This is a genomic window from Streptomyces fodineus (assembly GCF_001735805.1).
Classification (GTDB): Bacteria; Actinomycetota; Actinomycetes; order Streptomycetales; family Streptomycetaceae; genus Streptomyces; species Streptomyces fodineus.
In genome coordinates this window covers 887,630-911,472 of sequence record NZ_CP017248.1, presented here as the reverse complement: position 1 = coordinate 911,472, position 23,843 = coordinate 887,630, and the positions used below count along the sequence as shown (strand labels likewise).

Below are 23,843 nucleotides of genomic sequence, written 5' to 3'. Positions count from 1 at the left end.
CCATGCGTGGCACACCGAAGACCAAGCCGCATCCCGAACGGGTGGCCGTTCTGGCCCTCGACGGCGCCTACCCCTTCGAGCTGGGCATCCCCAGCCGTATCCTCGGCGCCGCCGACGGCCGTTACGAGGTGCTGACCTGCACGGTCGACGGCCGTCCGGTGCGCACCAACGCCGACTTCACGATCGGTGTCGAGCACGGCCCGGAGCTCCTCGAGACGGCGGACACGGTGGTGATCACCTCGATGCCGCCCGCGTACATCCCCGCCGAGCTGCCGGACACGGTCGCCGCGGCCCTCGCCCGGATCCGCCCGGACGCACGGATCGTCTCGATCTGTACGGCCGCGTTCGTGCTCGCCGAGGCCGGACTGCTCGACGGCCGCCGCGCCACCACGCACTGGCAGGTGGCCGACGTGTTCCGCCGCCGGTTCCCGAAGGTGGACCTCGACCCGGACGTCCTCTTCGTCGCCGACGGCCGGATGCTCACCTCGGCCGGCGCCGCCTCCGGTGTGGACATCTGCCTGCACATCGTCCGCACCGACCACGGCAGTGAGCTGGCCAACTCCGTGGCCCGCCGCTGTGTCGTCCCGCCGTTCCGGGACGGCGGTCAGGCCCAGTACATCGAGCAGCCGGTCCCCGTCAGCGGCGCGGCGAGCACGGCCGCGACCCGCGCCTGGGCCCTGGCGCGCCTGGACGAGCCGCTCACCCTGACCGACCTCGCCGGCCACGCCCGGATGAGCCTGCGCACCTTCGCCCGCCGCTTCACCGACGAGGTCGGCCTCAGCCCCGGCCGCTGGCTGATCCAGCAGCGCGTCGCCCGCGCCCGGCATCTGCTGGAGGCCAGCGACCTGCCGGTCGACCGGATCGCCGCCGAGGTCGGCTTCGCCACCGGCGCCTCGCTGCGCCAGCACCTGCACGCGGCGATCGGGGTGTCCCCGCAGGCGTACCGGCGCACGTTCCAGCAGACCCGCTGAACCATTCCGGCCGACCGGGGCGGACCCGGTCGGCCGCCCACGCACTCACTCGGCGGCGTACACCCGCTCACCCCCCACGTAGGTGAACGCCACCGCCGTCTCCGCGATCGCCTCCGGCGGCCCGGCGAACGGATCGCGGTCCAGCACCACCAGATCGGCGAGCGCGCCGACGGCCACCCGGCCGGTGTCGTCCAGATGGTTCACGTACGCCGCCCCGGCCGTGTACGCCGTCAGCGCGTCCGCGAGAGCGAGCCGCTCCTGCGGCAGGAACACCGGTCCGGTGCCGCCCGGCTCGACCCGGTTGACCGCGACATGGATGCCCTGGAGCGGATCGGGGCTGCTCACCGGCCAGTCGCTGCCCGCCGCCAGCCGGGCGCCGGAGCGCAGCAGGGCGCCGAACGGGTACTGCCAGGCGGCCCGTTCGGGTCCGAGGAAGGGGATCGTCAGCTCGTCCATCTGCGGCTCGTGCGCGGCCCACAGCGGCTGGATGTTCGCGGTGGCGCCGAGCCGGGCGAAGCGGGGCACGTCGTCCGGGTGGACGACCTGGAGGTGGGCGAGGTGCGGGCGGGTGTCGCTCGGCCCGTTCGCGGCACGGGCCGCCTCGACGGCGTCCAGCGCGTCGCGTACGGCGCGGTCGCCCAGCGCGTGGAAGTGGCACTGGAAGCCGAGGGCGTCCAACTCCGTGACGTACGCGGGGAGTTGTGCCGGATCGATGAAGCTCTTGCCGCGGTTGGCGGTCGCGCACCCGCACCGGTCGAGATACGGGTCGAGCAGCGCGGCCGTGCCGTTCTCGGCGACCCCGTCCAGCATCAGCTTCACCGTGCCCGCCCGGAACCGGCCGTGGCTCAACGCCGCCCGCTTCTCCGCCAGTTCGGGGATCTGCTCGGCCCCGCGCTCCCGGTCCCACCACAGCGCCCCCCGCACCCGCGCGGTGAGCGAGCCGTCCCGCGCCGCCGTCAGATACGCCTCGGCCGGGTCGTCCATGCCGAGGAAGTCGCCGATCAGGGCGTCCTGCCAGGCGGTGATGCCGAGCGCGTGCAGATGCCGCTGGGCGTGCAGCAGTGCGGCCAGCCGGTCGGCCGGTGTGGCGGGCGGGGTGAGCCGGCCGACCAGCTGCATCGCGCCCTCCTGGAGCGTGCCGCTCGGCTCCCCGGAGGCGTCCCGCTCGATCCGCCCGTCGGCCGGGTCGGGCGTGTCCCGGCCGACGCCGGCGAGCTGAAGTGCCCGGCTGTTGACCCAGGCGCCGTGGTGATCCCGGTTGGGCAGGTACACCGGCCGGTCCGGTACGACCGCGTCCAGCAGCTCCTTGGTCGGCGTACCGCCCGCGAACGCCTCCATCGACCACCCGCCGCCCAGGATCCACTCCCGCTCCGGATGGGTGTCGGCGTACGCGCGTACGGCGGCCACCGTCTCCGCGGCCGTCGCCCGGCCCGACAGATCGCACTGGGCCAGCTCCAGGCCCGCCGGCACCGGATGGATGTGCGCGTCCTGGAAACCGGGCAGCAGCAGCCGCCCGGCGAGCTCGACCACCTCCGTGCCCGGCCCGGCCAGCTCGCGCAGTTCGTCCCCGCCCACCGCGGTGATACGGCCCCCGGTGACGGCGACGGCGGTCGCGCTGCGGCCCTCGGGGGTGAGAACGGGGCCGCCGGTGAACAGCAGATCAGCGTGCATGATGCCTTTCCTGGTGGGTCAGTTGGAGGTGGTGAGCAGCTCGGGCGAGTCCGCGTCGGTGCCCGCGCCGGTGCGGAAGTACGGCGACCTGCGCACCCACTTGGCCCAGACGGCGACCACGAACCCGGAGACGATCATCGCGACCGGCATGAGCAGCAGGAACCAGCCGTTGTCCGCCCGGAGTTCGAGATGGTCGGCGGAGTCGTAGAAGGACCAGCCGAGGTAGCCGCCGAGGCCCAGCAGGGCGAGCGCGCTGAGCGTGGGCAGCACCACCGCCCGGACACCCTGCCACCAGTCGTCCCGCAGCAGCGAGCGGAACCGTACGGCGGCCGCCAGCGCGGTGAGCGCGTAGGACAGGGCGACGACGATGCCGACCGCGTTCACGATCGCGTCGATCATGTCGGCGAGGCGCGGGATCACCAGCGCGCCCGCCGCCACCACGACGGCCAGCGCCCCGATCAGCAGCGTCCCGGCCGCCGGTGTCCCGTACCGGGTGCTGACCTTGGACCACACGGGCCCGAGGGTACGGTCCCGGCTCATCGCGAACATCCCGCGTGCCGTAGGGATGACCCCGGCCTGCAGCGAGGCCACCGCCGAGAACATCAGGGCGACCAGCGGCAGCGCGGCCAGCGGCCGGTCGGCCAGCCGGTCCCCGTAGTACGCGAGCCCCTGCGCCCCATGACCGGCCAACTCCCCCTGGGACAGCACCCGTTGGAAGGCGAGCGAGCCGAGCAGGAACAGTCCGAGCATCGTCACCAGAGTGATCGTCCCGGCCCGGGAGGCGTCCCGGGGATCGCGCACCTCCTCGTTGACGGTGAACGCCGCCTCGAAGCCCCAGTAGCAGAACACCGACAGCAGCAGGCCCTGCGCCAGCGCGGTCGCCGAGGGGATCGAGAACGGGTCGAACCAGGAGAGGCTGAAGGAGTGCGGTCCGGTGACGATGCCGTAGCCGCAGAACCCGAGCAGGACGACGTACTCGAAGACCAGCAGCCCGGTCTGCAGCCGGGCCGCCGTGCGGACCCCGGTCACGGCGGTCAGGGTGACCGCGACCAGGGCGACGATCCCGACCGCCGTCGTCTGCGCGGTCGAGCCCGGATCGAGGCCGAGCGAGCCGATCCGGTGCAGCCCCGCCTCCCCGGCCAGCTGCAGCAGCGCCGATCCGGTGACCGCCGTGGTGTAGGCGAGGAAGGCGACGCTCGCCACGAAGTTCACCCAGCCGACCATGAAGCCGAGCCAGGGGCTGAGTGAACGCCCCACCCACACATAGCCGTTGCCCGCGTTCGGCTCCACCCCGTTCAGCCGTGAGTACGCCCCGGCGATGCCGAGGACGGGCAGGAACGCCAGCAGCATGATGGCCGGCAGATGCGGGCCGACCACCCCCGCGGTCACGCCCAGCCCGATGCCGATGCTGGTCGTCGCGGCCGTACTGGAGGCGGCGACGGCGACGCCGTCCACCACGCTCAGGGACTTGCGCAGCTCGGGCCGCGCAGGGGGATCCACGCCGAGGGGTCTGTCGCTCATGGCCGGTTCTCCGCTCGCACCGCGGGGCCCCGGACGGCCCCGGTGACCGGACATGAAACTGCCGGGGGCCTTAACAGGTCAACGGTGTTGTCGTAAGGTGCCGGGCACGTCCAGGGAGGCCCCATGACCGACCGCGTCGTCCCGCCCGCCGCCCGGCAGCGCCGCCGCCCCACCAAACAGGGCGTCGTGCTGTCCGAGGAGCTGATCGTCGCCACCGCCCTGCGGCTGATCGAGGAGCACGGCGCCGACGCGCTCTCCGTGCGCCGCCTCGGCCGGGCCCTGGGCGCCGATCCCAGTTCCCTCTACCGGTACTTCCGGCACACCGACGACCTGATGCTGGCCATCGCCGACGAGCTGATCGGCCAGACCCTGCGCACCTGGCGGCCCACCGGCGACTGGACGGCCGACCTGCGCGATCTGGGCCTGCGCATGCACGCCGGCGCCCTCAGGCACCCCCGGGCGGCCATGCTCAGCGCCCACCGCGTCACCGGGCGCGGCCACGAGATCCAGGCCGTGGAGAGCATCCTCGGCGTGCTGCGCCGGGCCGGTTTCCCGGACCCGGAGGCGGTACGGATCTACCACGCCTTCGTCGACCAGGCCCTCGCCTTCGGCGCCCTGGACTCCGCGGGCACCGCCCTGCCGCGGGCCGCGCGCGAGGCCGAGGCGCAGGTGTGGCGCGGCACCTACGGCCGGCTGCCCGCCGACACCCACCCGCACATCGCGGCCACCGCGCCCCATCTGGTGGCCACCATGCGCTCCAGCTCCTACCCGGCCGCTCTCGACCTGCTCCTGTCGGCCGCCCGGACACGCCTTGATCACATTCGTGCGGGGACCCGGGGCTGACGGCCACACTGGACGGGACCCGTATCCCGAGGAGGCCGTACGCCATGACCCCACCGCCCGCCCGCACCCCCGCAGAGCGCACCAAGGACACCCTCCACCGGCTGGAGAACGACGTGGACGTCTGGGTCGCCACCGCCGACTCCGACGGCGGCGTCCCCTACCTCGTCCCGCTGTCCTTCGTCTGGGACGGCGCCACCCTGCTGATCGCCACCCCGGCCGAGAGCCCCACCGGCCGCAATCTCGTGGCCACCGGCCGGGCCCGCCTCGGCCTCGGCCCCACGCGGGACGTCGTCATGATCGAGGGCACCGTCCAGTCGGTGACCCCGGAGGACCTCCCCGAGGAGGACGCCGAGGTCTTCGCCGGCAAGACCGGCTTCGACCCCCGCCAACTCTCCACCCGCTACCTGTACTTCAGGATCCTCCCGCAACGGGTCCAGGCCTGGCGCGAGGCGAACGAGCTGAGCGGCAGGGAGCTGATGCGCAACGGGCGGTGGATCGCCCCGTAAGGGGCGCGGGGAAGGGCGCGAGCAACCACGACACACCCGCACCCGCGCGTGGCCCGCACCCCGGCGGCGGCTCGGCGGCTCAATCAACGCCCCCCTTCTTGGAGGCCACGGGCCAAACCCCGGTGGACCGGGCGATGGCCCGCGCCCCCGCGCGATGAACCGCGCTCTGCACGACAGCGAAGATCGCCCCCTGCACCGCCGCGGCCAGCAGAATCTCTCCCCACCCCCGGTCCTGGTCCAGCGCATCGGGGGCCTCCTCCTCGTGCCGGAGCACCATCCACGCCTTCTGGAAGGCGATGCCGGCCAACGCGCCACCCGCCCAGCTGAGCACGAAACCGATCGGCTGGTAGACGAAGGGAAGCTTTTTCTTCTTTTTCTTGGCCATGTGTGACTCCTTCCTCGTCGAACGGCCCTCACACGGCACGCCCCTCGGCGGCCACCCGTTCGCCAGCAGGGACCGGCCCCGGCGCCGTACCGTCCCCGAACGGCCGCCCGCCCAGCTCCTCGCGGTGGTGCGGACTCCGCCAGCCGGCCAGATCGGGGCCGAGGGGCACGATGCCGGTGGGGTTGATACCGGTGTGCACCTGGTAGTAGTGCCGCTTGATGTGGTCGAAGTCGACCGTGTCACCGAACCCGGGTGTCTGGAACAGGTCCCGGGCGTACGCCCACAGCACCGGGTTCTCCGCCAGCTTCCAGCGGTTGCACTTGAAGTGCCCGTGGTAGACGGCGTCGAACCGGACCAGCGTGGTGAACAGCCGGATGTCCGCTTCCGTGAGGGTGTCGCCGACCAGATACCGCTGTCCCGCCAGCCGCTCGGCGAGCAGTTCCAGCCGCCGGAAGACGCCCGCGCACGCCTCCTCGTACTCCTTCTGCCGCGGGGCGAACCCGGCCTGGTACACGCCGTTGTTCACGTCCTCGTACACCTCGGCCATCACCTGGTCGATCTCCTCGCGCCGGCCGGCCGGATACAGGTCGGGCGCGCCGGTGCGGTGCAGGGCAGTCCACTCGGTGGCCAGGTCCAGGGTGAGCCGCTGGTAGTCGTTGGTGACCAGCCGTCCGCTGGGGACGTCGACGACCGCGGGAACGCTGACCCCGCCCGGGTAGCCGGTCTCGCGCCGGTCGTAGGCCTCGCTCAGGAAGCGGATGCCGAGCACCGGGTCCCGGCCGTCCGGGTCCAGTGTGAACCGCCAGCTGCGGTCGTCCTGGATCGGATCCGCGACCGCCATCGGCAGCGCGTCCTCCAGGCCCAGCAGCCGGCGCGAGATCACCGCCCGGCTCGCCCATGGACAGGCGCGCGAGACCACCAGCCGGTAACGGCCCGCCTCCACCGGCCAGCCGTCCCGGCCGTCGGCGGTGATCCGGTCCGTGAAGTGGCTCCTGGACCGGGTGAACGTCTTGTGCCCGTAGGCACGGTTTCCGTCGCCGCCCATGACTCCTCCTCGCCGCCTGCCGCCTCCCGGCCGCCTGCTGCCTCTGGGCCCTGCGTTCCCCGTTTTCCGCCGCCCGCACGGTGTGATCCGACTCCTCGGGGGCAGTCGGCGTTAGGTGAGCGGGACATCCTCGGAACGGCGGCGGGCCGCACGGACGGCCGCGGACGCCGGGACGGCCGCCACGCCCGCCGCGGACGACGGCGAGAGGCGCCGTGGGGCGCCTGTCACGGGCTCGGGGGCCGACCGGCACACCAGGGTCACCGTCCTGGTGGCGCTCGCCGCCAACCTGGTGATCGCGGTCGCCAAGGCCGTCGGCGGTGTCCTCGCGGGCTCGCCGGCGCTGCTGTCGGAGGCCGCGCACTCCGTCGCGGACAGCCTCAACGAGGTGTTCCTGCTGGCCGCGCTGCGCCGCAGCCGCCGCCCCGCGGACCGACGGCACCCCTTCGGCTACGGCAAGGAACGCTTCTTCTGGTCCCTCCTCGCCGCCGTCGGCATCTTCGTCATGGGCGGCTGCTTCTCGTTCTTCCAGGGCGCCGAGGCGCTGCGCCAGGGCACCGAGGAGACGTTCAGCGGCTATGTCGCGGGCCTGATCGTGCTGGGCGTCGCCCTCGTCGCCGAGGGCGCCTCGCTGCTGCGAGCCCTGCACCAGGCGCGCCGGCAGGGCGGCGGCCCCGGCGCCGTGCGCGACCCGGCGCTGCGCACCGTCATCGCCGAGGACGGCACGGCGGTGCTCGGTGTGACGCTCGCGCTCGCCGGGATGGGCCTGCACATGGCGACCGGGCAGGTGGTGTGGGAGGCGTCCGCCTCGCTGGCCATCGGCGTCCTGCTGGTGTACGTCGCCTACCGGCTGGGCCGTGACGCCCGCGACCAGCTCATCGGCGAGGCCGCCGACCCGGAGCTGAGCGGCAGGATCCACTCGCTGCTTCAGGACCAGCCGGAGATCGACAGCGTGGAGGCGCTGTTCACGATGAAGATGGGGCTCGACTCCACCCTGGTGGCCGCCCGCATCGACCTGGTGCCGGGCCTGGACAGCGAGCGGGTGGAGGAGGTCGCCGTGCGCATCAAGCGGTCCCTGGCCCAGAGGTTCCCCGCGGCCGACCAGATCTTCCTCGACGTGACCGACCGGCCGGCGGGCGAGGCAGGAGAAAGCCCCGCCGCGACGGGGGAACGCGGCGGGGCCTGACGCACGCGTGCCCGCCCCGGGACGGGCTCACACCTGCCCCGCGCAGATTTTTCTGAATCCCGCCGGTACCCGGCGCGAATCAGCTCTCGTCAGCCCTGGTCGACGCGCTCCAGCACGAACACCGGGATCTCCCGCGAGGTCTTCTTCTGGTAGTCGGCGTACGGCGGGTACGCGGCGACGGCCCGCTCCCACCACCGGGCCTTCTCCTCGCCGGTGACCTCACGGGCCCTCATGTCCTGCTTGACCGGCCCGTCCTGCAGCTCGACATGCGGATCGGAGGTGACGTTGAAGTACCAGACCGGGTGGTTGGGCGCGCCGCCCTGCGAGGCGACCACCGCGTACGTCCCCTCGTGCTCCACCCGCATCAGCGGCGTCTTGCGGATCTTCCCGCTCCTCGCGCCCCTGGTGGTCAGCACGACGACCGGCAGCCCGGTGTCCATCAGCGTCGTGCCCTTCGTCCCGCCGGAGCTCTCGTACAGCTCGACCTGCTCGCGTACCCACTGCGCCGGGCTGGGCTCGTACTCGCCCTCAAGAGGCATGGGATCCGTCCCCTTCGTCGGTCCAACAGCTGTCTGCCACCGGAATTCAACACCGGCCGCACCGCGAATCATCCGTACCGCGGACGACGTGGGCCGAGAGGGTGATGACCTCGCGGGTCATCGCGGCGCACCGGCACGCGCGGCACAGTGACCCGCGTCCCGGCCGGCCACCCGTGCAAGGAGTCGACCTCGACCGGCCGGAGGACGAGCACGGCCGCGTCGACACCCCGTGGATCCGGCACCGCTCCACCCGCGCCGACGCCGCCGCACACGTCCGGGCGCCGACCGCTCATCACGTGCGGGAGCGGGCGGACACCCGTGTCGAGCGGATCCTGGTCGACGGCGAGGCCGCGGTCGTGCCCGGCGTCGTCCGGCAGGCGGCCGCACCGACCGGCCGCGCCTACGCCGCCCGGTTCGCGCTGCATCTCACCGTGCGGGGCGGTCTCGTCGTGCGGCACCATGTGTACGAGGACAGTCCGTCCGTCGCGCGGGCCTTCGCCCCGTCCGGTGGGAGCCGTCGGCTGCCGTGACCGGTGGACGCGTACCGCGCCGCGGCCGGAATCCGCCCCTCCGACCCCTCCTCTTCGGCCAGATCACCCGGATCACCGAAGTGGCCGAACTTCGCATCGACCCATAGATGCCCGAGGCATCTAATGAAGATCGGCACGACGCACTTCTTCGTCTGCGAGGTCTTCCATGACGGAACTGACGGATTTCCCCGGCCCCGCGCACCAGGCCGCCCCCGTCGCCTTCCCGCAGGACCGCACCTGCCCCTACCACCCGCCCACCGGATACCAGCCGCTGCGCGACGGGCGCGCCCTGTCCCGCGTCACCCTGTTCGACGGCCGCGAGGTCTGGGCCGTCACCGCCCATGCCACCGCCCGCGCCCTGCTCGCCGACCCCCGCCTGTCCTCCGACCGCCGCCATCCGGGCTTCCCCGTGCCCACCGAGCGTTTCGCGGGCGTCCGCGACCGCCGGGTGGCCCTGCTCGGGATGGACGACCCCGAACACAACCGGCAGCGGCGGATGATGATCCCGTCGTTCACCGTCAAGCGCGCGACCGAACTGCGGCCGTGGATCCAGCGGACCGTGGACGAGCTGCTGGACGCCGTGATCGCGCAGGGACCGCCCGCCGAGCTGGTCTCCGCCTTCGCGCTGCCCGTGCCGTCGATGGTGATCTGCGCCCTGCTCGGAGTGCCGTACGCCGACCACGAGTTCTTCGAGGAACAGTCCCGCCGGCTGCTGCGCGGTCCGACGGCGGCCGACACCCAGGACGCCCGCGACCAGCTGGAGGGCTACCTCGGAGCGCTGATCGACGAGAAGGCCGCGCACGCGGAGCCGGGCGACGACATCCTCGACGAGCTCGTCCAGCACCAGCTGCGCGAGGGCACACCGGACCGCGCCGAACTCGTGTCCCTGGCCGTCATCCTGCTGGTCGCGGGCCACGAGACGACCGCCAACATGATCTCCCTCGGCACCTACACCCTGCTCCAGCACCCCTCCCGGCTGGCCGAGTTGCGCGCCGACCCGGCGCTGCTGCCCGCCGCCGTCGAGGAGTTGATGCGCATGCTGTCCATCGCGGAGGGCATGCAACGGGTGGCGCTGGAGGACATCGACGTCGACGGCACCACGATCCGCGCCGGCGAAGGCGTGCTCTTCTCGACCTCGGTGATCAACCGCGATCCCGCCCTGTACGAGGACCCCGACGCCCTGGACTTCCATCGCCCCACCCGCCACCACGTGGCGTTCGGCTTCGGGATCCACCAGTGCCTGGGCCAGAACCTGGCCCGCGCCGAGCTGGAGATCGCCTTGGGCAGCCTGCTGGCCCGGCTGCCGGGGCTGCGGATGGCCGTCCCCGCCGAGGAGGTCCGCTTCAAACGCGGCGACACGATCCAGGGGATGCTGGAACTCCCCGTGACCTGGTAAGAGGCTCTGCTCATGCACATCGACATCGACAAGGACGTCTGTATCGGCGCCGGCCAGTGCGCGCTCGCGGCACCCGGCGTCTTCACCCAGGACGACGACGGCTTCAGCACCCTGCTGCCCGGACGCGAGGACGGCGCGGGCGACCCGATGGTCCGGGAGGCGGCCCGCGCCTGCCCGGTCAGCGCGATCACGGTGACGGAGCCGGCCGGCTGAGCCCGCCCGGGCCGGCGGCCGCCACCAGCGCCCGCGCCGCCTCGCGGGCCTCGGCCGCCGGCCGCGTGCTCCCGGTGATGCCCGCCGTGACCATGGCCCCCTCGGCCAGCAGGAACAGCGGTCCGGCGAGCGCGGCGGGCAGACCGGCCTGCGCCACGAGCGAGGCGAGGTAGTCCCGGAACGCCTCCTTGTGGGCGCGCACCTGCTCGGCGACCAGGGCCGAGGTGGCGCCCAGCTCGCCGTAGGCGTTGATCCAGGCGCAGCCGCGGAAGCCCGCCTCGCCGAACCAGCCCTCCAACCAGTCGAACACGGCCGGGATCCGCTCCCGCGGGTCCCCCTGCCGTGCCACGTGCGCGGCGAGACGTGCCCGCCAGCGCTCGTCCCGCCGCGCCAGATAAGCCGCCACGAGCTGTTCCTTGGCGGGGAAGAGCTGGTAGAGCCGCTTGAGCGAGACGCCCGAGGCGCCGCGCAGTTCGTCCATGCCCACGGACTGCACACCGCGGGCGTAGAACAGCTCCTCGGCGGCGTCGAGCGCCCTGTCCCGGGCGGTGGCGCTGTCCATCGGCGACACCATCACTCCTCGATGCGGTCCGTGACGCTTCCTGGCGTTCCTTGACGGGAGAACGTGCGTTCTCCTACCGTAGCAGCCACCTGGAGAACGCTCGTTCTCCACTGCTGTGCGAGCCCAGGAGGACACCATGGCCGACCGCCCGCCCCTGCCGCCGTTCACCCACGAGACCGCCGCCCAGAAGGTCCAGGCCGCCGAGGACGCCTGGAACACCCGCGACCCGCACAAGGTCGCGCTCGCCTACTCCGAGGACTCGGTCTGGCGCAACCGCGGCACCTTCGTCACCGGCCGCGCCGCGATCGCCGCGTTCCTGACCGCCAAGTGGCAGCGCGAACTGGACTACGCGCTGCGCAAGGACCTGTGGGCCTTCGACGGCAACCGCATCGCCGTCCGCTTCCAGTACGAGTGCCACGACGCCGACGGCCAGTGGTGGCGCTCCTACGGCAACGAACTGTGGGAGTTCGACGAGCACGGCCTGATGACCCGGCGGGAGGCCAGCATCAACGACGTACCCATCGAGGAGAAGGAACGCCGCATCCACGGACCGCGCCCCGAGACCGAGCGAGGGCAGTCCTTCCCGCTTCAGTAGGGTTCGCGTTCAGCAGGGCTGCCGTTCAGTAGGGTTCCGGGATGACCGAACAGGCCCAGAAGCCCTTCCTGTACGTCGTCGTCTGCGCGGCCGGGGTCGCCGCGGGCGTCAGCAAGCTGATCACCGCCGCCCAGGAACGGGACTGGGAGGTCGGCGTCATCGCCACGCCGGTCGCGATGGGCGGCTTCTTCGACAGCGAGGCCGTGGAGGTGCAGACGGGACGCCCCGTCAGATCGGCCTGGCGCACCCCGGCCGACCCCCGGCCCTTCCCGCCGCCGGACGCCGTCGTGGTCGCACCCGCCACCTTCAACACCGTCAACAAGTGGGCGGCCGGCATCGCCGACACCCTCGCGCTCGGCACCCTGTGCGAGGCCGCGGGCCTGGGCATACCGATCGCCGTCCTGCCCTGCGTCGCCGATGCGCTGGCCGCCCATCCCGCCTACCAGGACAGCCTGGCCCGGCTGCGCGGCATGGGTGTCCGCTTCGGCGACCCGTACACGGGTGAGGCCCGGCCGGGCGGCGGCCGGCCGGACCTCACCTGGGAGCGGGCGCTGGATCTGCTCTAGCGGCAGGTCAGCGTCGGCCCCGCCAGCATGTTCCCGGTGAACATGTCCTGGCCCTTGGGCACCCAGTAGCCGAGCTTCGACACCACCGTGGAGCACTTCGCCCCGACGGTGAAACTCACCTTCAGCGTCTCCGGGTGGCCGGGCTGCAACTCGGTCACCGTGCAGTCCAGCGAGTGCGCCACCCGGGTCTTCGCCGGGTACCGGCCCACCAGCGGGTTGACGCAGCGCTTGTCGGCCGTGCTGATCTGCAGACCGGTGCCCTCCTGGCCGATCATCCCCAGCCGCGCGTTGCCGTCGCCGTCGTCACTGTCCCGGCGGATCGTGTAGGTCACGGTGGTCGTGGCATTGCGGCGCAGCACGCTCTTGTCGACGGTGACGACGTGCGTCTGCTTCGCCTTCGGTGCGGTCAGCGACACCGTGGCCCGCACCGTACCCTTCAGGTCGACACCCGCGGGCGTCGAGCGTACGCGCACGGTGGCCGTGAGGTCGTAGGTGCCCGGACCCGGGTACAGGCCCGAGCCGGGCAGTGTCCCGTTGCCGAAGGTCTTGCCGGCCCGGGCGGCCTTCCAACTGCCCTCGGTGCGACAGGCGTACTGGACCCGGGTGCGTCCGATCCGGCAGGTGGCCGGGGCCGTGATGTTGAATCTCGGGGATCCGGTGTCCGCGCACAGGCTGACCTCGGCCGTCTCACCGTGCGCACCGCGCAGCGTGCCGGCGGGCGCGCACAGCGTCGCCGGGGTCTCGGGCGCCGCGACCGATGCGGCAACGGATTGTCCACAGGCGGGGGTGACGAGGGCCAGCGGCAGCAGTGCTGCTCCGGCCAGGGTTTTCAGAAGGGTGGGACGAGTCGGCACCGCGTTTTCCTCCGGGCGGCCGAGACCGGCCGGATGCCGGTCGCCTGCGCCGAGGATGAGCCGACGGTACGACGATCCACCGCATCCCACGCCGGACGGTCACCTAGGGGCACCAATACAACGCCCTGAAGGGAAGCGCCCGGCCCCCGCTACCGAACTTTGCGCACGTACCCCTTGCTCCCCGGCGTGGACACATCCCGGTCCCGCCGCACGATGCTCAGCCGCCCGCCCCAGTGGGCGAGCGCCGAGCGCAACCCGGCGTCGGTGTACTCGATGTCCACCACCCGGTCGTCGAACGCCTTGGCGAACACCCCGCACTCGCCGTACTGCCCGCACTCCTCCGCCACCGCGAAGTCCAGCCCGGCCCGCCCGCGCACACCGGCGAGTTCGGCGGTGTTCTTCTGCGCGACGGCCAGGTGCCGGGCATGCGCGTGCCGGGACAGCAGGGTCATGAAGGCAGTCGCGTCGGCCGCGGTGAGCAGATGCCGGGAACGGGCGTAGCTGTCGTAGTTGTCCGGCTCGACGGCGTCGAAGCCCTTGTTCGCGCAGCCGTCGATCCACTGGTTCACGCGCCGTGCCACCCGCTCCCGCTTGGCCGGGGTCCGCAGGTCGAGCAGGGCCTCGTTCCAGTCCTCGTCGATGACGGCCTTGCCGCGGGCGTCGCGCAGCAGCAGGCCGGCCGGCCAGGAGGAGCGCTCCTCGGGCTGCGCCTGGAAGGCATTGACGTAGCAGATGTTGTACAGCCCGGGCGCGGCGGAGTCGGCGCGGTCGCGGCTGACGATCCGCACGCCCTTCGGCGGGGGATAGGCACCACCGATCTGGTAGTCGAACCCGGCCGCCCGCGGGGGCAGCCGCACCGCGGCGGGCTTCGCCGAGCCGCCTGCCGCCTTGTCCCCGGAACCGCCCGAGCCGCCGGAGCCCCCCGCATCGCAGCCGGCCAGCGCCGAAAGGGTGATGACCAGGGCCGCAGCCAGGGCGCCCGCGGGCCTTCGGGAACGCGCGGTGCGGAAAACACCCTTGGGGGGCAAGTCTGCTCCATCCTGCCCACGCCGGGCGGCGCGGCCGTGCCAGGATCAAATCGCCCGCGCGCCGCGGCCGTCAAGTCGGTGCCGGACCACGTCGTAGGCTCATTCCCGACCATCGTCCCGAAGGCAGGAGCAGCAACGATGCAGTACGTGAAGCTCGGTTCGACGGGCCTGGACGTGTCGCGGATCTGTCTGGGCTGCATGACCTACGGCCTGCCCGACCGCGGCGTCCACGAGTGGACCCTCGACGAGGAGGCGTCCCGCCCGCTCATCCGGCAGGCGCTGGAGGCGGGCATCAACTTCTTCGACACCGCCAACATCTACTCCGACGGCACCAGCGAGGAGATCGTCGGCAAGGCCCTTGGCGACTTCGCCAACCGCGACGAGATCGTGCTGGCCACCAAGGTGAACGGCCGGATGCGGCCGGGCCCGAACGGCGCCGGGCTGTCCCGCAAGAACATCATGACCGAGATCGACCACAGCCTGCGCCGCCTCGGCACCGACTACGTCGACCTCTACCAGATCCACCGCTACGACCACGCGACTCCGGCCGAGGAGACGATGGAGGCGCTGCACGACCTGGTCAAGGCGGGCAAGGTCCGCTACATCGGGGCGAGTTCGATGTACGCCTGGGAGTTCTCCAAGCTGCAGTACACGGCGGAGCGGCACGGCTGGACGAAGTTCGTGGCCATGCAGAACCACTACAACCTGCTCTACCGCGAGGAGGAGCGGGAGATGCTGCCGCTCTGCGCGGACCAGGGCGTCGGCGTACTGCCGTGGAGCCCGCTCGCCCGGGGCCGGCTCACCCGCGACTGGGGCACAATCACCGAGCGCAGCGCGAACGACAACTTCGGCAGCCGTCTGTACCTGGAGAGCGACCGCTCGATCGTCGAGGCCGTCACCCGCATCGCGGGCGACCGGGGCGTGCCCCGCGCCCAGGTGGCCCTGTCCTGGCTGCTCCACCAGAACACGGTGGCGGCCCCGATCGTGGGCGCCGCCAAGCCCCACCACATCGAGGACGCGGCGGCGGCCGTGGAGCTGGCGCTGACCGAGAAGGAGATCGAGGAACTGGAGCAGCCCTACACACCACGGGCGATCAGCGGCCACTGAATCACGACGAATCCCGCGAAGTACTCAGTGCGGTCCGTGCGGCGAAAACTCCGTGCCGCACGGACCCGCCCCCTCGCTCCGTGCCAGCGGCACTCGCTCACCGGACATGGTGAGCGTCCGGTAATACGCCCCGATCCGCTCGGCCGACCGGCCGACGTAGTGCCCGATGAACGACCGCCGGAACCGGTCGGCCGTGCGATTGGGCCCGGAGCCGTGCACCAGGCTGCCGTTGAAGAACAGCACGTCGCCCGGTGCCAGATCCACCGGCACCGGGGTCAGCCCAGCCGGAGGCGGAACGTACTCGCGGGCGAACGACAGCCGCTCGTCGGCGAGTTCGGGACAGAACAGGTCCATGCGGTGGGTGCCCGGGACGACCTCGAGACCGCCGTTGTCCCGGTCGATCGGCTCGCAGGCCAGCCACGCCGCCACACAGGTGCCCGGCTCGACCCGGAGATAGAAGTTGTCCTGGTGCAGCGCCTGCCCGCGCGCACCCGGCGGCTTGAAGTAGAACATGCTCTGCGCGGCCAGCACCTCCTCGCCGAACAGCGCCTCCAGCACGGCCCGCAGCCGGGCGTCGAGCAGGAACTCCCGTGCCACCGGGCTGAATTCGTGCGGCTGCATCACACGGGGAAACCGGCGCAGCGGATCCGGGTCCGCCGGGCGGGGCTCGAAGTGTCCCGGCACCGGACCGGCCGCGTGCAGCGCGGCGAACGCGGCGCACAGCCGCTCGGTCTCGGACCGGCCGAACAGCCCCCGTACGACGGTGAATCCATCCTCCTCGAACCGCTGCCGCAGCTCCTCGGGCAGGATGGCGCCGTAGTCCCTGGCTGTCATGTGTCCGCTCCCGGCATCCGGTGGTCACTCGTCCGCCACGCTAGGCCGCAGCGCCCGACGGGAGGATGCCTGTGCATGCTGACGACCTGCCTTTGACGGCTGCCGCCGGCGACCCGTCCCCGCCGCCCGGTGTCGTGGTGACCGGCCGCTACGACCAGGGGCCGGGCTACGGCGTGAACCGGCCCCGGGGCTCGGACAGCTGGCTGTTCACCTTCACCCTCGGCGGCTGCGGTCTGCTCCGGCAGGGCGCGGCCCGGACCCGCGCCGGTGCCGGGGAGCTGGTGGTGCTGGCACCGGGTACCTCCCACCGCTACACCGTGGCGCCCGGCGCCGAGCGCTGGCGCTTCTGGTGGGCGCACTGCCAGGCCCGCCCGTCCTGGACACCCTGGCTCGGCCCCTACGCCGTGTCCGACGGCCTGTACGCCGTGCCGTCCGTTCCCGGCGCCCTGTACGGCCGGATCGACGCGGCGTTCGGCCGGATGCTCGCCGACGCCCGCGGACCGGCCGACAGCGCGCCGCGCGAGCCGGACCCGGTGGCCGTGGCGCACGGCAGCCTGGCGCGGGAACTCGCCCGGTGCGCACTGGAGGAGGTCGTCCTGCTCGCCGTCGGCGGCGCCCGAGCACCGCTGTCCGCCCCGGATGACGACGCCCGGGTGCGCCGCGCGGAGGAGCTGATCGCCGCCGACCCGGGCGCCCCGCACACCGTCCGCTCCCTCGCCGGGAGCGTCGCGCTGTCCCCGTCGCGTTTCGCGCACCTGTTCACCCTCCGCACCGGCCGGTCCCCGATGCGGGCCCTGCGCGAGGCCCGGCTGCGGCACGCGGCCCGGCTGCTGGAGGCCACCGACCTGACGGTGGAACGGGTGGCCGCGGCCTCCGGATTCGGCAGCCCCTTCCACTTCAGCCGGGTCTTCCGGGAACGCTACGGAGTGCCGCCCGGCGCATACCGGACGGGCGAACGGCGATAGCGGGAAGAAAGTAAGATCCCTTGTTCGTCTGTGCGGGGCTGTGCAAAAGTGTGCGCTGTCGCGCGCAGGCACAACGCATTCCCGCTGTATGCGCCAGGTCGCTCCCCGTACACCCCCACGCTTCAAAAGAGCCGCCTCAGGTGGACGTTCGAGCAGCCCACCACCTTTCCATACTGCTTGGTATGGACTAATTCCGTATCACGTCTGGAGGAATGCAGTCGTGAATGAGGCAGGCCCGTCGGACGAGCAACTGAGTGCCGAGCTGAAGAAGTGGACCGGAGGGTCGCCCGCACTTCATCCCGTCGGCGAACTCCTCGACCGGCACTGGGAAGCGGCCTTCGCCTACGCCCGGTTGTGCACGGACGGGACGCGCGCCGCCGGCATGCTCACCACCGCCGCCTTCACCCGCCTCTTCGGTGAGTCGCTCCGGCAGACGGGCCCGACCGCCGCCTGGCGGCCCCATGTGCTGGTCGCCGTCCGCCGGATCGCGGCCGAGTGGGACACCGACGGCCGGCAGGAACTCCTCCACCCGGCGCTGCGGTCCGCCGCCACCGGCGAGCGCGCCGCCGCCCGGCTGCTGCCGCCGCCCGGCCGGCGACAGCTGTCCCGCGCCTTCCAGCGCGTGCCCCAGGCCTCCCGTGCCGTGCTCTGGCACACCGAGGTCGAGGCCGAACCGCTCGCCGTACCCGCGGCGCTGCTCGGCCTGGACCAGGAGGACGCCCGAGTCGAGCTCCAGCGGGCCCGGGAACGGCTGCGCGAGGAATGCCTCCAGGTCCACCGCGAACTCGCCCCCGAGACCGAGTGCCGGCGCTATCTGCGCATGCTCGACGTGACGTTCCGGCGCGGTGGCGTCGACGTCGACCCGGATCTGAGCCAACACCTGAGTGGTTGCGGCCACTGCAGCCGGACCGCCGAGCAACTCGCCGCCTTCAACACGGGACTTGGGCTCGCCCTCGCCGAGGCGGTCCTCGGCTGGGGCGCCCGCGCCTACCTGGACTCCCGGGCGAACCGCCCCGAGCAGTCGGCCGAACCGGCCCCACAGCCCGACACCGTCGCCACACCACCATTCGGCGAGCCCTTCCTGCCCGTCGAGCCGCCGGGCCGGGGCGGTTCGGCCGAGCCCGTGCGCCGGGACGGTTCCGCCGGCTCGACGGGCAGCGGTGGTCCTGCTGGGCCCGGGCGCCGCCGCGGCTCGGGCGGGCGCGACGAGTTCGGGGGCCGGGACGAACCCGCCGAGGCGCCAGACGGGAGCGGTTTCGCCGAGGCGGGGGGCTGGGACGGCTCCGCCGAGGCGGGCGGCTGGGATGGCTCCGCCGGGCTTACGAGCCCGGACGGCACTCCCGGGCTTACGCGCCGGGACACCTCCGGCGGGCTTACGAGCCCGGATGGTACGCCGGGGTTCACGAGCCGGGACAGCTCCGCCGAGTTCACGAGCCCGGACGGTAGCCCCGAGTTCACGAGCTGGGAAGGTACGCCCGGGTTCACGAGCCGGGACAGCTCCGCCGAGTTCACGAGCCCGGACGGTAGCCCCGAGTTCACGAGCTGGGAAGGTACGCCCGGGTTCACGAGCCGGGACAGCTCCGCCGAGTTCACGAGCCGGGACGACACCCCCGGGTCCACGCGCCCGGAGGGCGCCGCCGGGTTCACGAGCTGGGACAGCGCCCCCGGGCCCACGCCCCGCCGCACCTCCGCCTCCGCCTCCGCCTCCGCCGTCAAGGCCGCCGTCGGCGGAAGGTCGGGCGACCCTGCCGAGACCGTCCCCTCCGGCCGGTCGGCCCAGCGTGCCGCTCGTGCCCGTCGTGCCCGGCGGCGCAATCTCGCCCTGGCCGTCGTCACCGTCGGCGGTCTGGTCGTGCTGCCCCTGGTGCTGTGGTCGGTGCTCGGCTCGGGCGACGGAACGGAACCGGCGGGTGGCGCGTCCCCGGGGCCGGGCAAGGACGCCCCAAGTCCCGGCGCTTCCTGGGCCGGTGCTCACGCGGGGGGCCAGGGCCCCGTGCGCGGCCGGCTGCACAACCTGGCCTCCGGACTGTGCGTCGGCGTCGTGGGCAAGAAGGCCGTCGAGGGCGCCGAGACCGAACTCGCCCCGTGCGACGCGACACCGAGCCAGCAGTGGACGTACGAGACCGACGGGCTGCTGCGCAGCTCCGCCGCGCCCGATCTGTGCCTGGACTCCCACCTCGGCTACTCGGTCCGCCTCGCCCCCTGCTCGGCCACCGGCACGGCCGGCAGGAACATCCGCTACGACTTCACCCTCCAGGGCGCCCTGATACCCCGCTGGAACCAGGAACTGGCCCTCACCCCGGCCGCCACCGACGGCTCCGGCGCCCTGGTTCTCAAGATCCGCGCCCCCGGCGACGCCCAGCGCTGGGCCCTCGACACCGCCAAGCCCGACCTGCGGATGCAGAACGTCAACTGGGACAGCGACAACGCCACGTCACCGAGCGCCACTTCACGCCGTACGACTCCCGAGGCGACACCCACCCCCAGGACCTCCCGGACCTCGCCGCGGACCCCGGACCCGAGCCCGCCTCCGACAGCGACCGAGTCCGGCCCCGGACCCACGCCGTCGGCCACGGCCGACCCCTGCTCCGCGTATCCGTACTACTGCGGAGGAGACGGCTGGGGTGGCGGGGGCTACGGAGGCGGCGGGCGGCGCCACCGCTGACTCGGGGGCGGCGCGGCGGTGGTGAGGGAATCGTGCCGGGCCCCGCAGCACCGGGCAGGGTGGGGGCGTTCAGGGCGGGTCCTTGCGGAAACGATCACCTGGTGGCCGCCCCGGAAACAGACCCGTCGGGCCGGTCAGGACGAGCGGCTGCCCGCCGTGCCCAGGAACTCCGCCCAACCGCCCGCCGGGGCCTGACCGGGCACCAGCGTGCGCAGCTTGCGCAGCACCGCCGGGTCCTGCGCGTCCAGCCAGGCCACGAGCTGCTTGAAGGACACGAAACGCACGTCGTCGCCGGATGCGGCCATCTTCCCGATCGCCTCCTCGATGGCGTCCATGTAGATGCCGCCGTTCCAGCGCTCGAAGTGGTTGCCGATGAAGAAGGGGGCGCGGTTGGTGGTGTACGCCCGCTGGAATCCGGCGACATAGGCGTCGCGGGCCTGGGTGCGCCAGGCGTCGAACTGGGTGCGGTCGCCGTTCGGGTTGCCGCCGGACTGGTTGAACATCATGTTGTAGTCCATCGACAGCACCTGGAATGTGTGCCCGGGAAACGGTATGGACTGCAGCGGGAAGTCCCAGATCTTCCCGCCCTGCACCTTGCCCGGCCAGATCTGGAGGCCGCCGGGGGAACTGGCGTCGTACTTCCAGCCGAGCGCGGCCGCCGTGGGCAGCAGGTTGGACTGGCCTTCCAGGCAGGGGGTGCGGCCGCCGATCAGCTCCTTGCGGTAGTCGAAGGGGAGCGGCTCCAGGTCGGTGAAACCGGTGTTGGTCTTCCACTGGGTGACGAAGGACATCGCCTGGTCGATCTCGCTGCGCCACTCGGCCGGGGACCAGTTGCGCACGCCGTCCGCGCCGCAGAAGTGCCCGTTGAAGTGGGTGCCTATCTCATGGCCCTCCAGCCAGGCCCCGCGCACCTGCTGGAGCGTGGCGTGGATGTGCCGGTCGGCGAGGTAGCCGATGGCGGAGGCGCCGACCGGGTGCTGCGGCGGACGGTACAGGTGCTTCTTGGACTCGGGCAGGGCGTAGATGCCGCTGAGGAAGAAGGTCATCTTGGCGCCGTGGACGGCGGCCACCTTGCGGAACCGGGAGAACAGCTGGTTGCTCACCTCGCCCGCGCCGTCCCAGGAGAACACCACGAACTGCGGGGGCTTCTGGCCCGGCTTCAGCCGCTCGGGCGTCGGCTGGTGCGGCTGGGGGCCGGTGTCGGCCGTGGAGCCGTCGCCGATCGGCTTCGACGGCCGTGCCTGGGCGGTGCCCTTGCCGTCCGCCGGGCCGTCGAACGAGAGGCCGGTGCCGGAGGAGCACGCGGCCAGCGTGCCCAGGGCGCCCGCCGCCGCGCCCGCCGTCAGCACCTGCCTGCGTGAGATCCCGCTCATCTTCTCCCCGATTTCCATGTCACGGCCCGGGTGGGGCCTGCTCGCCGGTGTGGGTCGCCGGGTTCGATGACGGGTGCCGGAAGAAAAGATCGCGGTCAGCGCTGCCTGTTGCCGTCCTGTGACAGTTGTGGCGCGAACATGACGAACCCCGCTGCCCGGGGGACGGGCAGCGGGGTTCTCGGGGGTCGTACGGGCAGGTCAGGGAGCGGTGCCGGGGCTGAACACCGACAGGAAGACGGACGAGGAGTTCCCGGAGACGGGCACCGCTCCGCCCGACCAGGCGACCTTCAGCGCGTCACGCTCGTCCGGGGGCGTGACCACCAGCGCGGCCGGGGTGGCCGTCTTGGCGCCGCTGATGCCGGGGTTGGAGAAGGTCAGTCCGGCCCAGGCGCTCTGTCCCGGCTTGAGGGTGATCGTCGCCGGGGAACCCGGCTCACGCTTGGGGTCCGGGCCGAGCTGGGTGCCGGAGGAGTTCACGAACGCCGCGCCCGGATAGCCGCGCAGGGTGCAGGTCCGGCCGGACTTGTTGGTGAGGACGACGGGGAAGTTCTCCTGGCCGGCGCCCGGGTCGTTGCGGCCCACCGAGGCGCGCAGTTCGGAGGTGTGGCAGCGGGTGCCCGCCGCGGACGCGGTCGTACCGCCGCCGCTCGTGGAGGGGTTCGCCTTCGGGACGGACGACGAGGCGGCGGCACCGGTGGCGGTGGCGGCCGGGCCGGAGGCGCCCGACGCCGGGCTCTCGGTGCCGCCCGTCGCCGGGGCGGCCGTACCGGAGTCGGTCACCGGTGGGTTGCTGTGGACGTCGTGGCCGTTGCCACAGGCGGTCAGGAGGCCCAGCACGGCGACCGTGCCCAGCAGCAGGGCCCCGTGCCGCGTGGACCGGGGTGTGTACACCATGTCGCTCAACACTCCTGGTTGGTCACAGCACGCGACGGACCGCGTGCCTTACGGCGCCGAGTGCGCCGTCACCACACTCCGATGCGCGCAGCGCCGGAAAAGTTCGGCACACGCAGGGTTCTCTTCCCCGTCATGACCCTCGGCAGGCGCGCGTCAGGTCACGCTCAGCGAACGGAGTATCCCCTCGGTCGCGTCCCCGTCGCCCCGTTCGCGCACCTGCACGTACACCTGGGGCTGGGCGGCGCCGCCCGCCGGGTTCAGCGCGGACTCCGTGACCGAGCCGCCGTCCGGGCAGCCGCTCCAGGCCCGCACCAGGCCGCGCCAGTCGGCGTCGGCGAAGGTGCGGCTGCCGGAGTAGCGGCAGCCGGAGTGGGCCAGCGCCTTGACCTTCGCGGTGACATCGCCGTGCTCGCTCACCCCGACGAACACGCCGTCCACCGCCGTCCCCAGATCGGGCCACCGGCTCAGGTCGTCGGCGACCACGAGCCCCGGTTCGTGCCCCTTGCCGAGCCCCAGCGCGCCCGGATCCCAGCCGGAGTCACGCAGTTCGTGGCCGAAGGCCGCCGGCACCTTGACGGCCACCCGCCCGGTCGAGTCCGCCACCCGCACCTGGTCCGGGGAGCCACCGCGGTGGAGCAGCACGGTCATCCCGGCCGCGGCGGCCGCCGCGGTGAGGACCGCGGCCAGGGACAGCGTCACCGTGTTCAGCCGGCCGCGGACGCCGTCCAGCCGCCGGGTGGGCCGGCGCGCCGGCGGCGCCGCCGACAGCCGGTCCAGCTCGTGCGCGAACGCCTGCGCGGCGGGCCAGCGCCGCGCCCGGTCCGGCTCCAGCGCGCGCAGCAGCGCCCGCTCCACGTCCTCGCCGAGGTCCGGCCGCAGCCGCCCGGGCGGTACGACCTTGCCCGGCGGGCCCGGCACACTTCCGGTGACCAGCTCGTAGCCGACCGCGCCCAGGCTGTAGACGTCGGCACGCTCGTCGATGCCCGCGCCCGGCTCGGCCTGCTCCGGCGGCTGATAGCCCGCCGAGCCCGCGGCCAGCGTGAGCACCGAGGCCTGCGCCAGGCTCTTGGCGAGCCCCAGATCGGCCAGCAGCACCCGCCGGGTGCCGTCCGGGGCGGTGTGCAGCAGCACGTTGGTCGGTTTGATGTCCCGGTGCACTATGCCGGCCTCGTGCAGCGCGGCGGCGGCCCGGGCGGCCTCCGCCGTCAGCGCGAGCGCCTGGCCCACCGGCAGCGGCCCGCGGGTCAGCAGGTCGGCGAGGGTGCCGCCGGCGGCGTACTCCATCACGAAGTACGGCCTGCCGTCGGGCAGTTCGCCGATGTCGTAGACCTGCACCACGCGGCTGGAGCCGGCCCGGCGCAGCAGCCGGGCCTCGGACAGGAAGCGGTCCCTGATGTCGAGCCGGTGCGCCCAGTTCTCGGCGAGGACCTTCACCGCGACCGGGGCCTGCAGCTCGTCGTCGTGGGCGAGCCACACGGTGGCGAAGGCGCCGGTGCCCAGCGGGCGATCGAGGCGGTAGCGGCCGATCCGCTCCTGGGAGTGCATACGACTATCATGCCTGGCCTGAGATCGACTTGGAGGAGGGCCCGTCCGTGCA

General features: G+C 72.9%; 24 protein-coding genes. 12 read left to right on the top strand and 12 right to left on the bottom strand.

Annotated features, from left to right (window positions below):
• The first annotated feature begins 2 nt into the window (after positions 1-2).
• Complete coding sequence (locus tag BFF78_RS49505; RefSeq protein ID WP_069776980.1) at positions 3-971, top strand: GlxA family transcriptional regulator; 969 nt, start codon at positions 3-5, stop codon at positions 969-971.
• Positions 972-1,016: 45 nt separating this feature from the next.
• Here BFF78_RS49505 and BFF78_RS03995 read toward each other — a convergent pair whose 3' ends face one another.
• Both BFF78_RS03995 and BFF78_RS03990 read right to left on the bottom strand, forming a co-directional pair.
• On the bottom strand, positions 1,017-2,642 hold the full coding sequence (locus BFF78_RS03995; protein WP_069776979.1) for an amidohydrolase: 1,626 nt from the start codon (positions 2,640-2,642) through the stop codon (positions 1,017-1,019).
• 18 nt (positions 2,643-2,660) lie between these two features.
• A complete protein-coding gene (locus BFF78_RS03990; protein WP_069776978.1) occupies positions 2,661-4,163 on the bottom strand; it encodes an APC family permease in 1,503 nt (500 codons plus the stop codon).
• A gap of 123 nt (positions 4,164-4,286) precedes the next feature.
• Here BFF78_RS03990 and BFF78_RS03985 point away from each other — a divergent pair, with 123 nt between their 5' ends.
• Positions 4,287-5,006 carry a TetR/AcrR family transcriptional regulator gene (locus BFF78_RS03985; RefSeq protein WP_069776977.1) on the top strand — a complete coding sequence of 240 codons (720 nt, stop codon included), beginning with the start codon at positions 4,287-4,289 and terminating at the stop codon, positions 5,004-5,006.
• Positions 5,007-5,050: 44 nt separating this feature from the next.
• A complete protein-coding gene (locus tag BFF78_RS03980) occupies positions 5,051-5,512 on the top strand; it encodes a pyridoxamine 5'-phosphate oxidase family protein (protein ID WP_069776976.1) in 462 nt (153 codons plus the stop codon).
• 79 nt (positions 5,513-5,591) lie between these two features.
• Here BFF78_RS03980 and BFF78_RS03975 read toward each other — a convergent pair whose 3' ends face one another.
• Both BFF78_RS03975 and BFF78_RS03970 read right to left on the bottom strand, forming a co-directional pair.
• Positions 5,592-5,897: a DUF4235 domain-containing protein gene (locus BFF78_RS03975; RefSeq protein ID WP_069776975.1), complete on the bottom strand. Its 306-nt coding sequence runs from the start codon at positions 5,895-5,897 to the stop codon at positions 5,592-5,594.
• A 28-nt stretch (positions 5,898-5,925) separates the two neighbouring features.
• The gene (locus BFF78_RS03970; protein ID WP_069776974.1) at positions 5,926-6,942 is read right to left on the bottom strand and encodes a glutathione S-transferase family protein; all 1,017 of its coding nucleotides are present in this window, start codon (positions 6,940-6,942) and stop codon (positions 5,926-5,928) included.
• A 115-nt stretch (positions 6,943-7,057) separates the two neighbouring features.
• Between BFF78_RS03970 and BFF78_RS03965 the strand changes: the two genes are divergently transcribed.
• Positions 7,058-8,125: a cation diffusion facilitator family transporter gene (locus tag BFF78_RS03965; protein ID WP_069776973.1), complete on the top strand. Its 1,068-nt coding sequence runs from the start codon at positions 7,058-7,060 to the stop codon at positions 8,123-8,125.
• 89 nt (positions 8,126-8,214) lie between these two features.
• Here BFF78_RS03965 and BFF78_RS03960 read toward each other — a convergent pair whose 3' ends face one another.
• Entirely contained in the window at positions 8,215-8,664 is a 450-nt protein-coding gene (locus tag BFF78_RS03960; RefSeq protein WP_069776972.1) for a nitroreductase family deazaflavin-dependent oxidoreductase, read from the bottom strand.
• A 104-nt stretch (positions 8,665-8,768) separates the two neighbouring features.
• On the opposite strand from BFF78_RS03960, the gene BFF78_RS03955 reads away from it, so the two are divergent.
• From BFF78_RS03955 to BFF78_RS03945, 3 genes are all read left to right on the top strand, one after another.
• Positions 8,769-9,194, top strand: coding sequence for a nuclear transport factor 2 family protein (locus tag BFF78_RS03955; protein WP_227025699.1), 426 nt, complete (start codon positions 8,769-8,771; stop codon positions 9,192-9,194).
• Between the two features lie 166 nt (positions 9,195-9,360).
• Positions 9,361-10,590, top strand: a complete 1,230-nt coding sequence (locus tag BFF78_RS03950; protein WP_069776971.1) for a cytochrome P450 — start codon at positions 9,361-9,363, stop codon at positions 10,588-10,590.
• 12 nt (positions 10,591-10,602) lie between these two features.
• Complete coding sequence (locus BFF78_RS03945) at positions 10,603-10,803, top strand: ferredoxin (RefSeq protein ID WP_069776970.1); 201 nt, start codon at positions 10,603-10,605, stop codon at positions 10,801-10,803.
• Here the strand turns inward: BFF78_RS03945 and BFF78_RS03940 are convergent.
• Positions 10,778-11,365: a TetR/AcrR family transcriptional regulator gene (locus tag BFF78_RS03940; protein ID WP_069783366.1), complete on the bottom strand. Its 588-nt coding sequence runs from the start codon at positions 11,363-11,365 to the stop codon at positions 10,778-10,780. The two genes, BFF78_RS03945 and BFF78_RS03940, sit on opposite strands and share 26 nt — an antisense overlap.
• Positions 11,366-11,501: 136 nt before the next feature.
• Between BFF78_RS03940 and BFF78_RS03935 the strand changes: the two genes are divergently transcribed.
• A complete protein-coding gene (locus BFF78_RS03935; RefSeq protein WP_069776969.1) occupies positions 11,502-11,960 on the top strand; it encodes a nuclear transport factor 2 family protein in 459 nt (152 codons plus the stop codon).
• 41 nt (positions 11,961-12,001) lie between these two features.
• Positions 12,002-12,526 (top strand): flavoprotein, encoded by a 525-nt coding sequence (locus BFF78_RS03930; protein ID WP_069776968.1) that lies wholly within the window; start codon positions 12,002-12,004, stop codon positions 12,524-12,526.
• Here BFF78_RS03930 and BFF78_RS03925 read toward each other — a convergent pair.
• The gene (locus BFF78_RS03925) at positions 12,523-13,380 is read right to left on the bottom strand and encodes a hypothetical protein (RefSeq protein ID WP_069776967.1); all 858 of its coding nucleotides are present in this window, start codon (positions 13,378-13,380) and stop codon (positions 12,523-12,525) included. The two genes, BFF78_RS03930 and BFF78_RS03925, sit on opposite strands and share 4 nt — an antisense overlap.
• 149 nt (positions 13,381-13,529) lie before the next feature.
• The gene (locus BFF78_RS03920; protein WP_069776966.1) at positions 13,530-14,408 is read right to left on the bottom strand and encodes an endo alpha-1,4 polygalactosaminidase; all 879 of its coding nucleotides are present in this window, start codon (positions 14,406-14,408) and stop codon (positions 13,530-13,532) included.
• A gap of 138 nt (positions 14,409-14,546) precedes the next feature.
• Here BFF78_RS03920 and BFF78_RS03915 point away from each other — a divergent pair, with 138 nt between their 5' ends.
• A complete protein-coding gene (locus tag BFF78_RS03915; RefSeq protein WP_069776965.1) occupies positions 14,547-15,515 on the top strand; it encodes an aldo/keto reductase in 969 nt (322 codons plus the stop codon).
• Positions 15,516-15,539: 24 nt separating this feature from the next.
• Here the strand turns inward: BFF78_RS03915 and BFF78_RS03910 are convergent, their stop codons facing one another.
• Entirely contained in the window at positions 15,540-16,349 is an 810-nt protein-coding gene (locus tag BFF78_RS03910) for a phytanoyl-CoA dioxygenase family protein (RefSeq protein WP_069776964.1), read from the bottom strand.
• Between the two features lie 65 nt (positions 16,350-16,414).
• Here BFF78_RS03910 and BFF78_RS03905 point away from each other — a divergent pair, with 65 nt between their 5' ends.
• A complete protein-coding gene (locus tag BFF78_RS03905) occupies positions 16,415-17,314 on the top strand; it encodes a helix-turn-helix domain-containing protein (protein ID WP_069776963.1) in 900 nt (299 codons plus the stop codon).
• A 220-nt stretch (positions 17,315-17,534) separates the two neighbouring features.
• Entirely contained in the window at positions 17,535-19,979 is a 2,445-nt protein-coding gene (locus BFF78_RS42590; RefSeq protein ID WP_227025698.1) for a ricin-type beta-trefoil lectin domain protein, read from the top strand.
• 134 nt (positions 19,980-20,113) lie between these two features.
• Here BFF78_RS42590 and BFF78_RS03890 read toward each other — a convergent pair whose 3' ends face one another.
• The 3 genes from BFF78_RS03890 to BFF78_RS03880 all read right to left on the bottom strand — a co-directional run bounded on the left by BFF78_RS03890 (position 20,114) and on the right by BFF78_RS03880 (position 23,791).
• The gene (locus BFF78_RS03890; protein ID WP_193433404.1) at positions 20,114-21,352 is read right to left on the bottom strand and encodes a polysaccharide deacetylase family protein; all 1,239 of its coding nucleotides are present in this window, start codon (positions 21,350-21,352) and stop codon (positions 20,114-20,116) included.
• Positions 21,353-21,550: 198 nt separating this feature from the next.
• On the bottom strand, positions 21,551-22,246 hold the full coding sequence (locus tag BFF78_RS03885) for a DUF4232 domain-containing protein (protein ID WP_069776962.1): 696 nt from the start codon (positions 22,244-22,246) through the stop codon (positions 21,551-21,553).
• Positions 22,247-22,399: 153 nt separating this feature from the next.
• Positions 22,400-23,791: a serine/threonine-protein kinase gene (locus BFF78_RS03880; protein ID WP_069776961.1), complete on the bottom strand. Its 1,392-nt coding sequence runs from the start codon at positions 23,789-23,791 to the stop codon at positions 22,400-22,402.
• Positions 23,792-23,843 lie beyond the last annotated feature (52 nt).

Bases quoted from the DNA above. Each gene is read 5' to 3' on its own strand.
- BFF78_RS03980 (WP_069776976.1), top strand. From the start codon at position 5,051: ATGACCCCACCGCCCGCCCGCACCCCCGCAGAGCGCACCAAGGACACC.
- BFF78_RS03890 (WP_193433404.1), bottom strand. From the start codon at position 21,352: ATGAGCGGGATCTCACGCAGGCAGGTGCTGACGGCGGGCGCGGCGGCG.
- BFF78_RS03930 (WP_069776968.1), top strand. From the start codon at position 12,002: ATGACCGAACAGGCCCAGAAGCCCTTCCTGTACGTCGTCGTCTGCGCG.
- BFF78_RS03880 (WP_069776961.1), bottom strand. From the start codon at position 23,791: ATGCACTCCCAGGAGCGGATCGGCCGCTACCGCCTCGATCGCCCGCTG.
- BFF78_RS03990 (WP_069776978.1), bottom strand. From the start codon at position 4,163: ATGAGCGACAGACCCCTCGGCGTGGATCCCCCTGCGCGGCCCGAGCTG.
- BFF78_RS03970 (WP_069776974.1), bottom strand. From the start codon at position 6,942: ATGGGCGGCGACGGAAACCGTGCCTACGGGCACAAGACGTTCACCCGG.
- BFF78_RS03950 (WP_069776971.1), top strand. From the start codon at position 9,361: ATGACGGAACTGACGGATTTCCCCGGCCCCGCGCACCAGGCCGCCCCC.
- BFF78_RS49505 (WP_069776980.1), top strand. From the start codon at position 3: ATGCGTGGCACACCGAAGACCAAGCCGCATCCCGAACGGGTGGCCGTT.
- BFF78_RS03940 (WP_069783366.1), bottom strand. From the start codon at position 11,365: ATGGACAGCGCCACCGCCCGGGACAGGGCGCTCGACGCCGCCGAGGAG.
- BFF78_RS03885 (WP_069776962.1), bottom strand. From the start codon at position 22,246: ATGGTGTACACACCCCGGTCCACGCGGCACGGGGCCCTGCTGCTGGGC.
- BFF78_RS03910 (WP_069776964.1), bottom strand. From the start codon at position 16,349: ATGACAGCCAGGGACTACGGCGCCATCCTGCCCGAGGAGCTGCGGCAG.
- BFF78_RS03955 (WP_227025699.1), top strand. From the start codon at position 8,769: ATGACCTCGCGGGTCATCGCGGCGCACCGGCACGCGCGGCACAGTGAC.
- BFF78_RS03975 (WP_069776975.1), bottom strand. From the start codon at position 5,897: ATGGCCAAGAAAAAGAAGAAAAAGCTTCCCTTCGTCTACCAGCCGATC.
- BFF78_RS03995 (WP_069776979.1), bottom strand. From the start codon at position 2,642: ATGCACGCTGATCTGCTGTTCACCGGCGGCCCCGTTCTCACCCCCGAG.
- BFF78_RS03935 (WP_069776969.1), top strand. From the start codon at position 11,502: ATGGCCGACCGCCCGCCCCTGCCGCCGTTCACCCACGAGACCGCCGCC.
- BFF78_RS03905 (WP_069776963.1), top strand. From the start codon at position 16,415: ATGCCTGTGCATGCTGACGACCTGCCTTTGACGGCTGCCGCCGGCGAC.
- BFF78_RS03960 (WP_069776972.1), bottom strand. From the start codon at position 8,664: ATGCCTCTTGAGGGCGAGTACGAGCCCAGCCCGGCGCAGTGGGTACGC.
- BFF78_RS03915 (WP_069776965.1), top strand. From the start codon at position 14,547: ATGCAGTACGTGAAGCTCGGTTCGACGGGCCTGGACGTGTCGCGGATC.
- BFF78_RS03985 (WP_069776977.1), top strand. From the start codon at position 4,287: ATGACCGACCGCGTCGTCCCGCCCGCCGCCCGGCAGCGCCGCCGCCCC.
- BFF78_RS03945 (WP_069776970.1), top strand. From the start codon at position 10,603: ATGCACATCGACATCGACAAGGACGTCTGTATCGGCGCCGGCCAGTGC.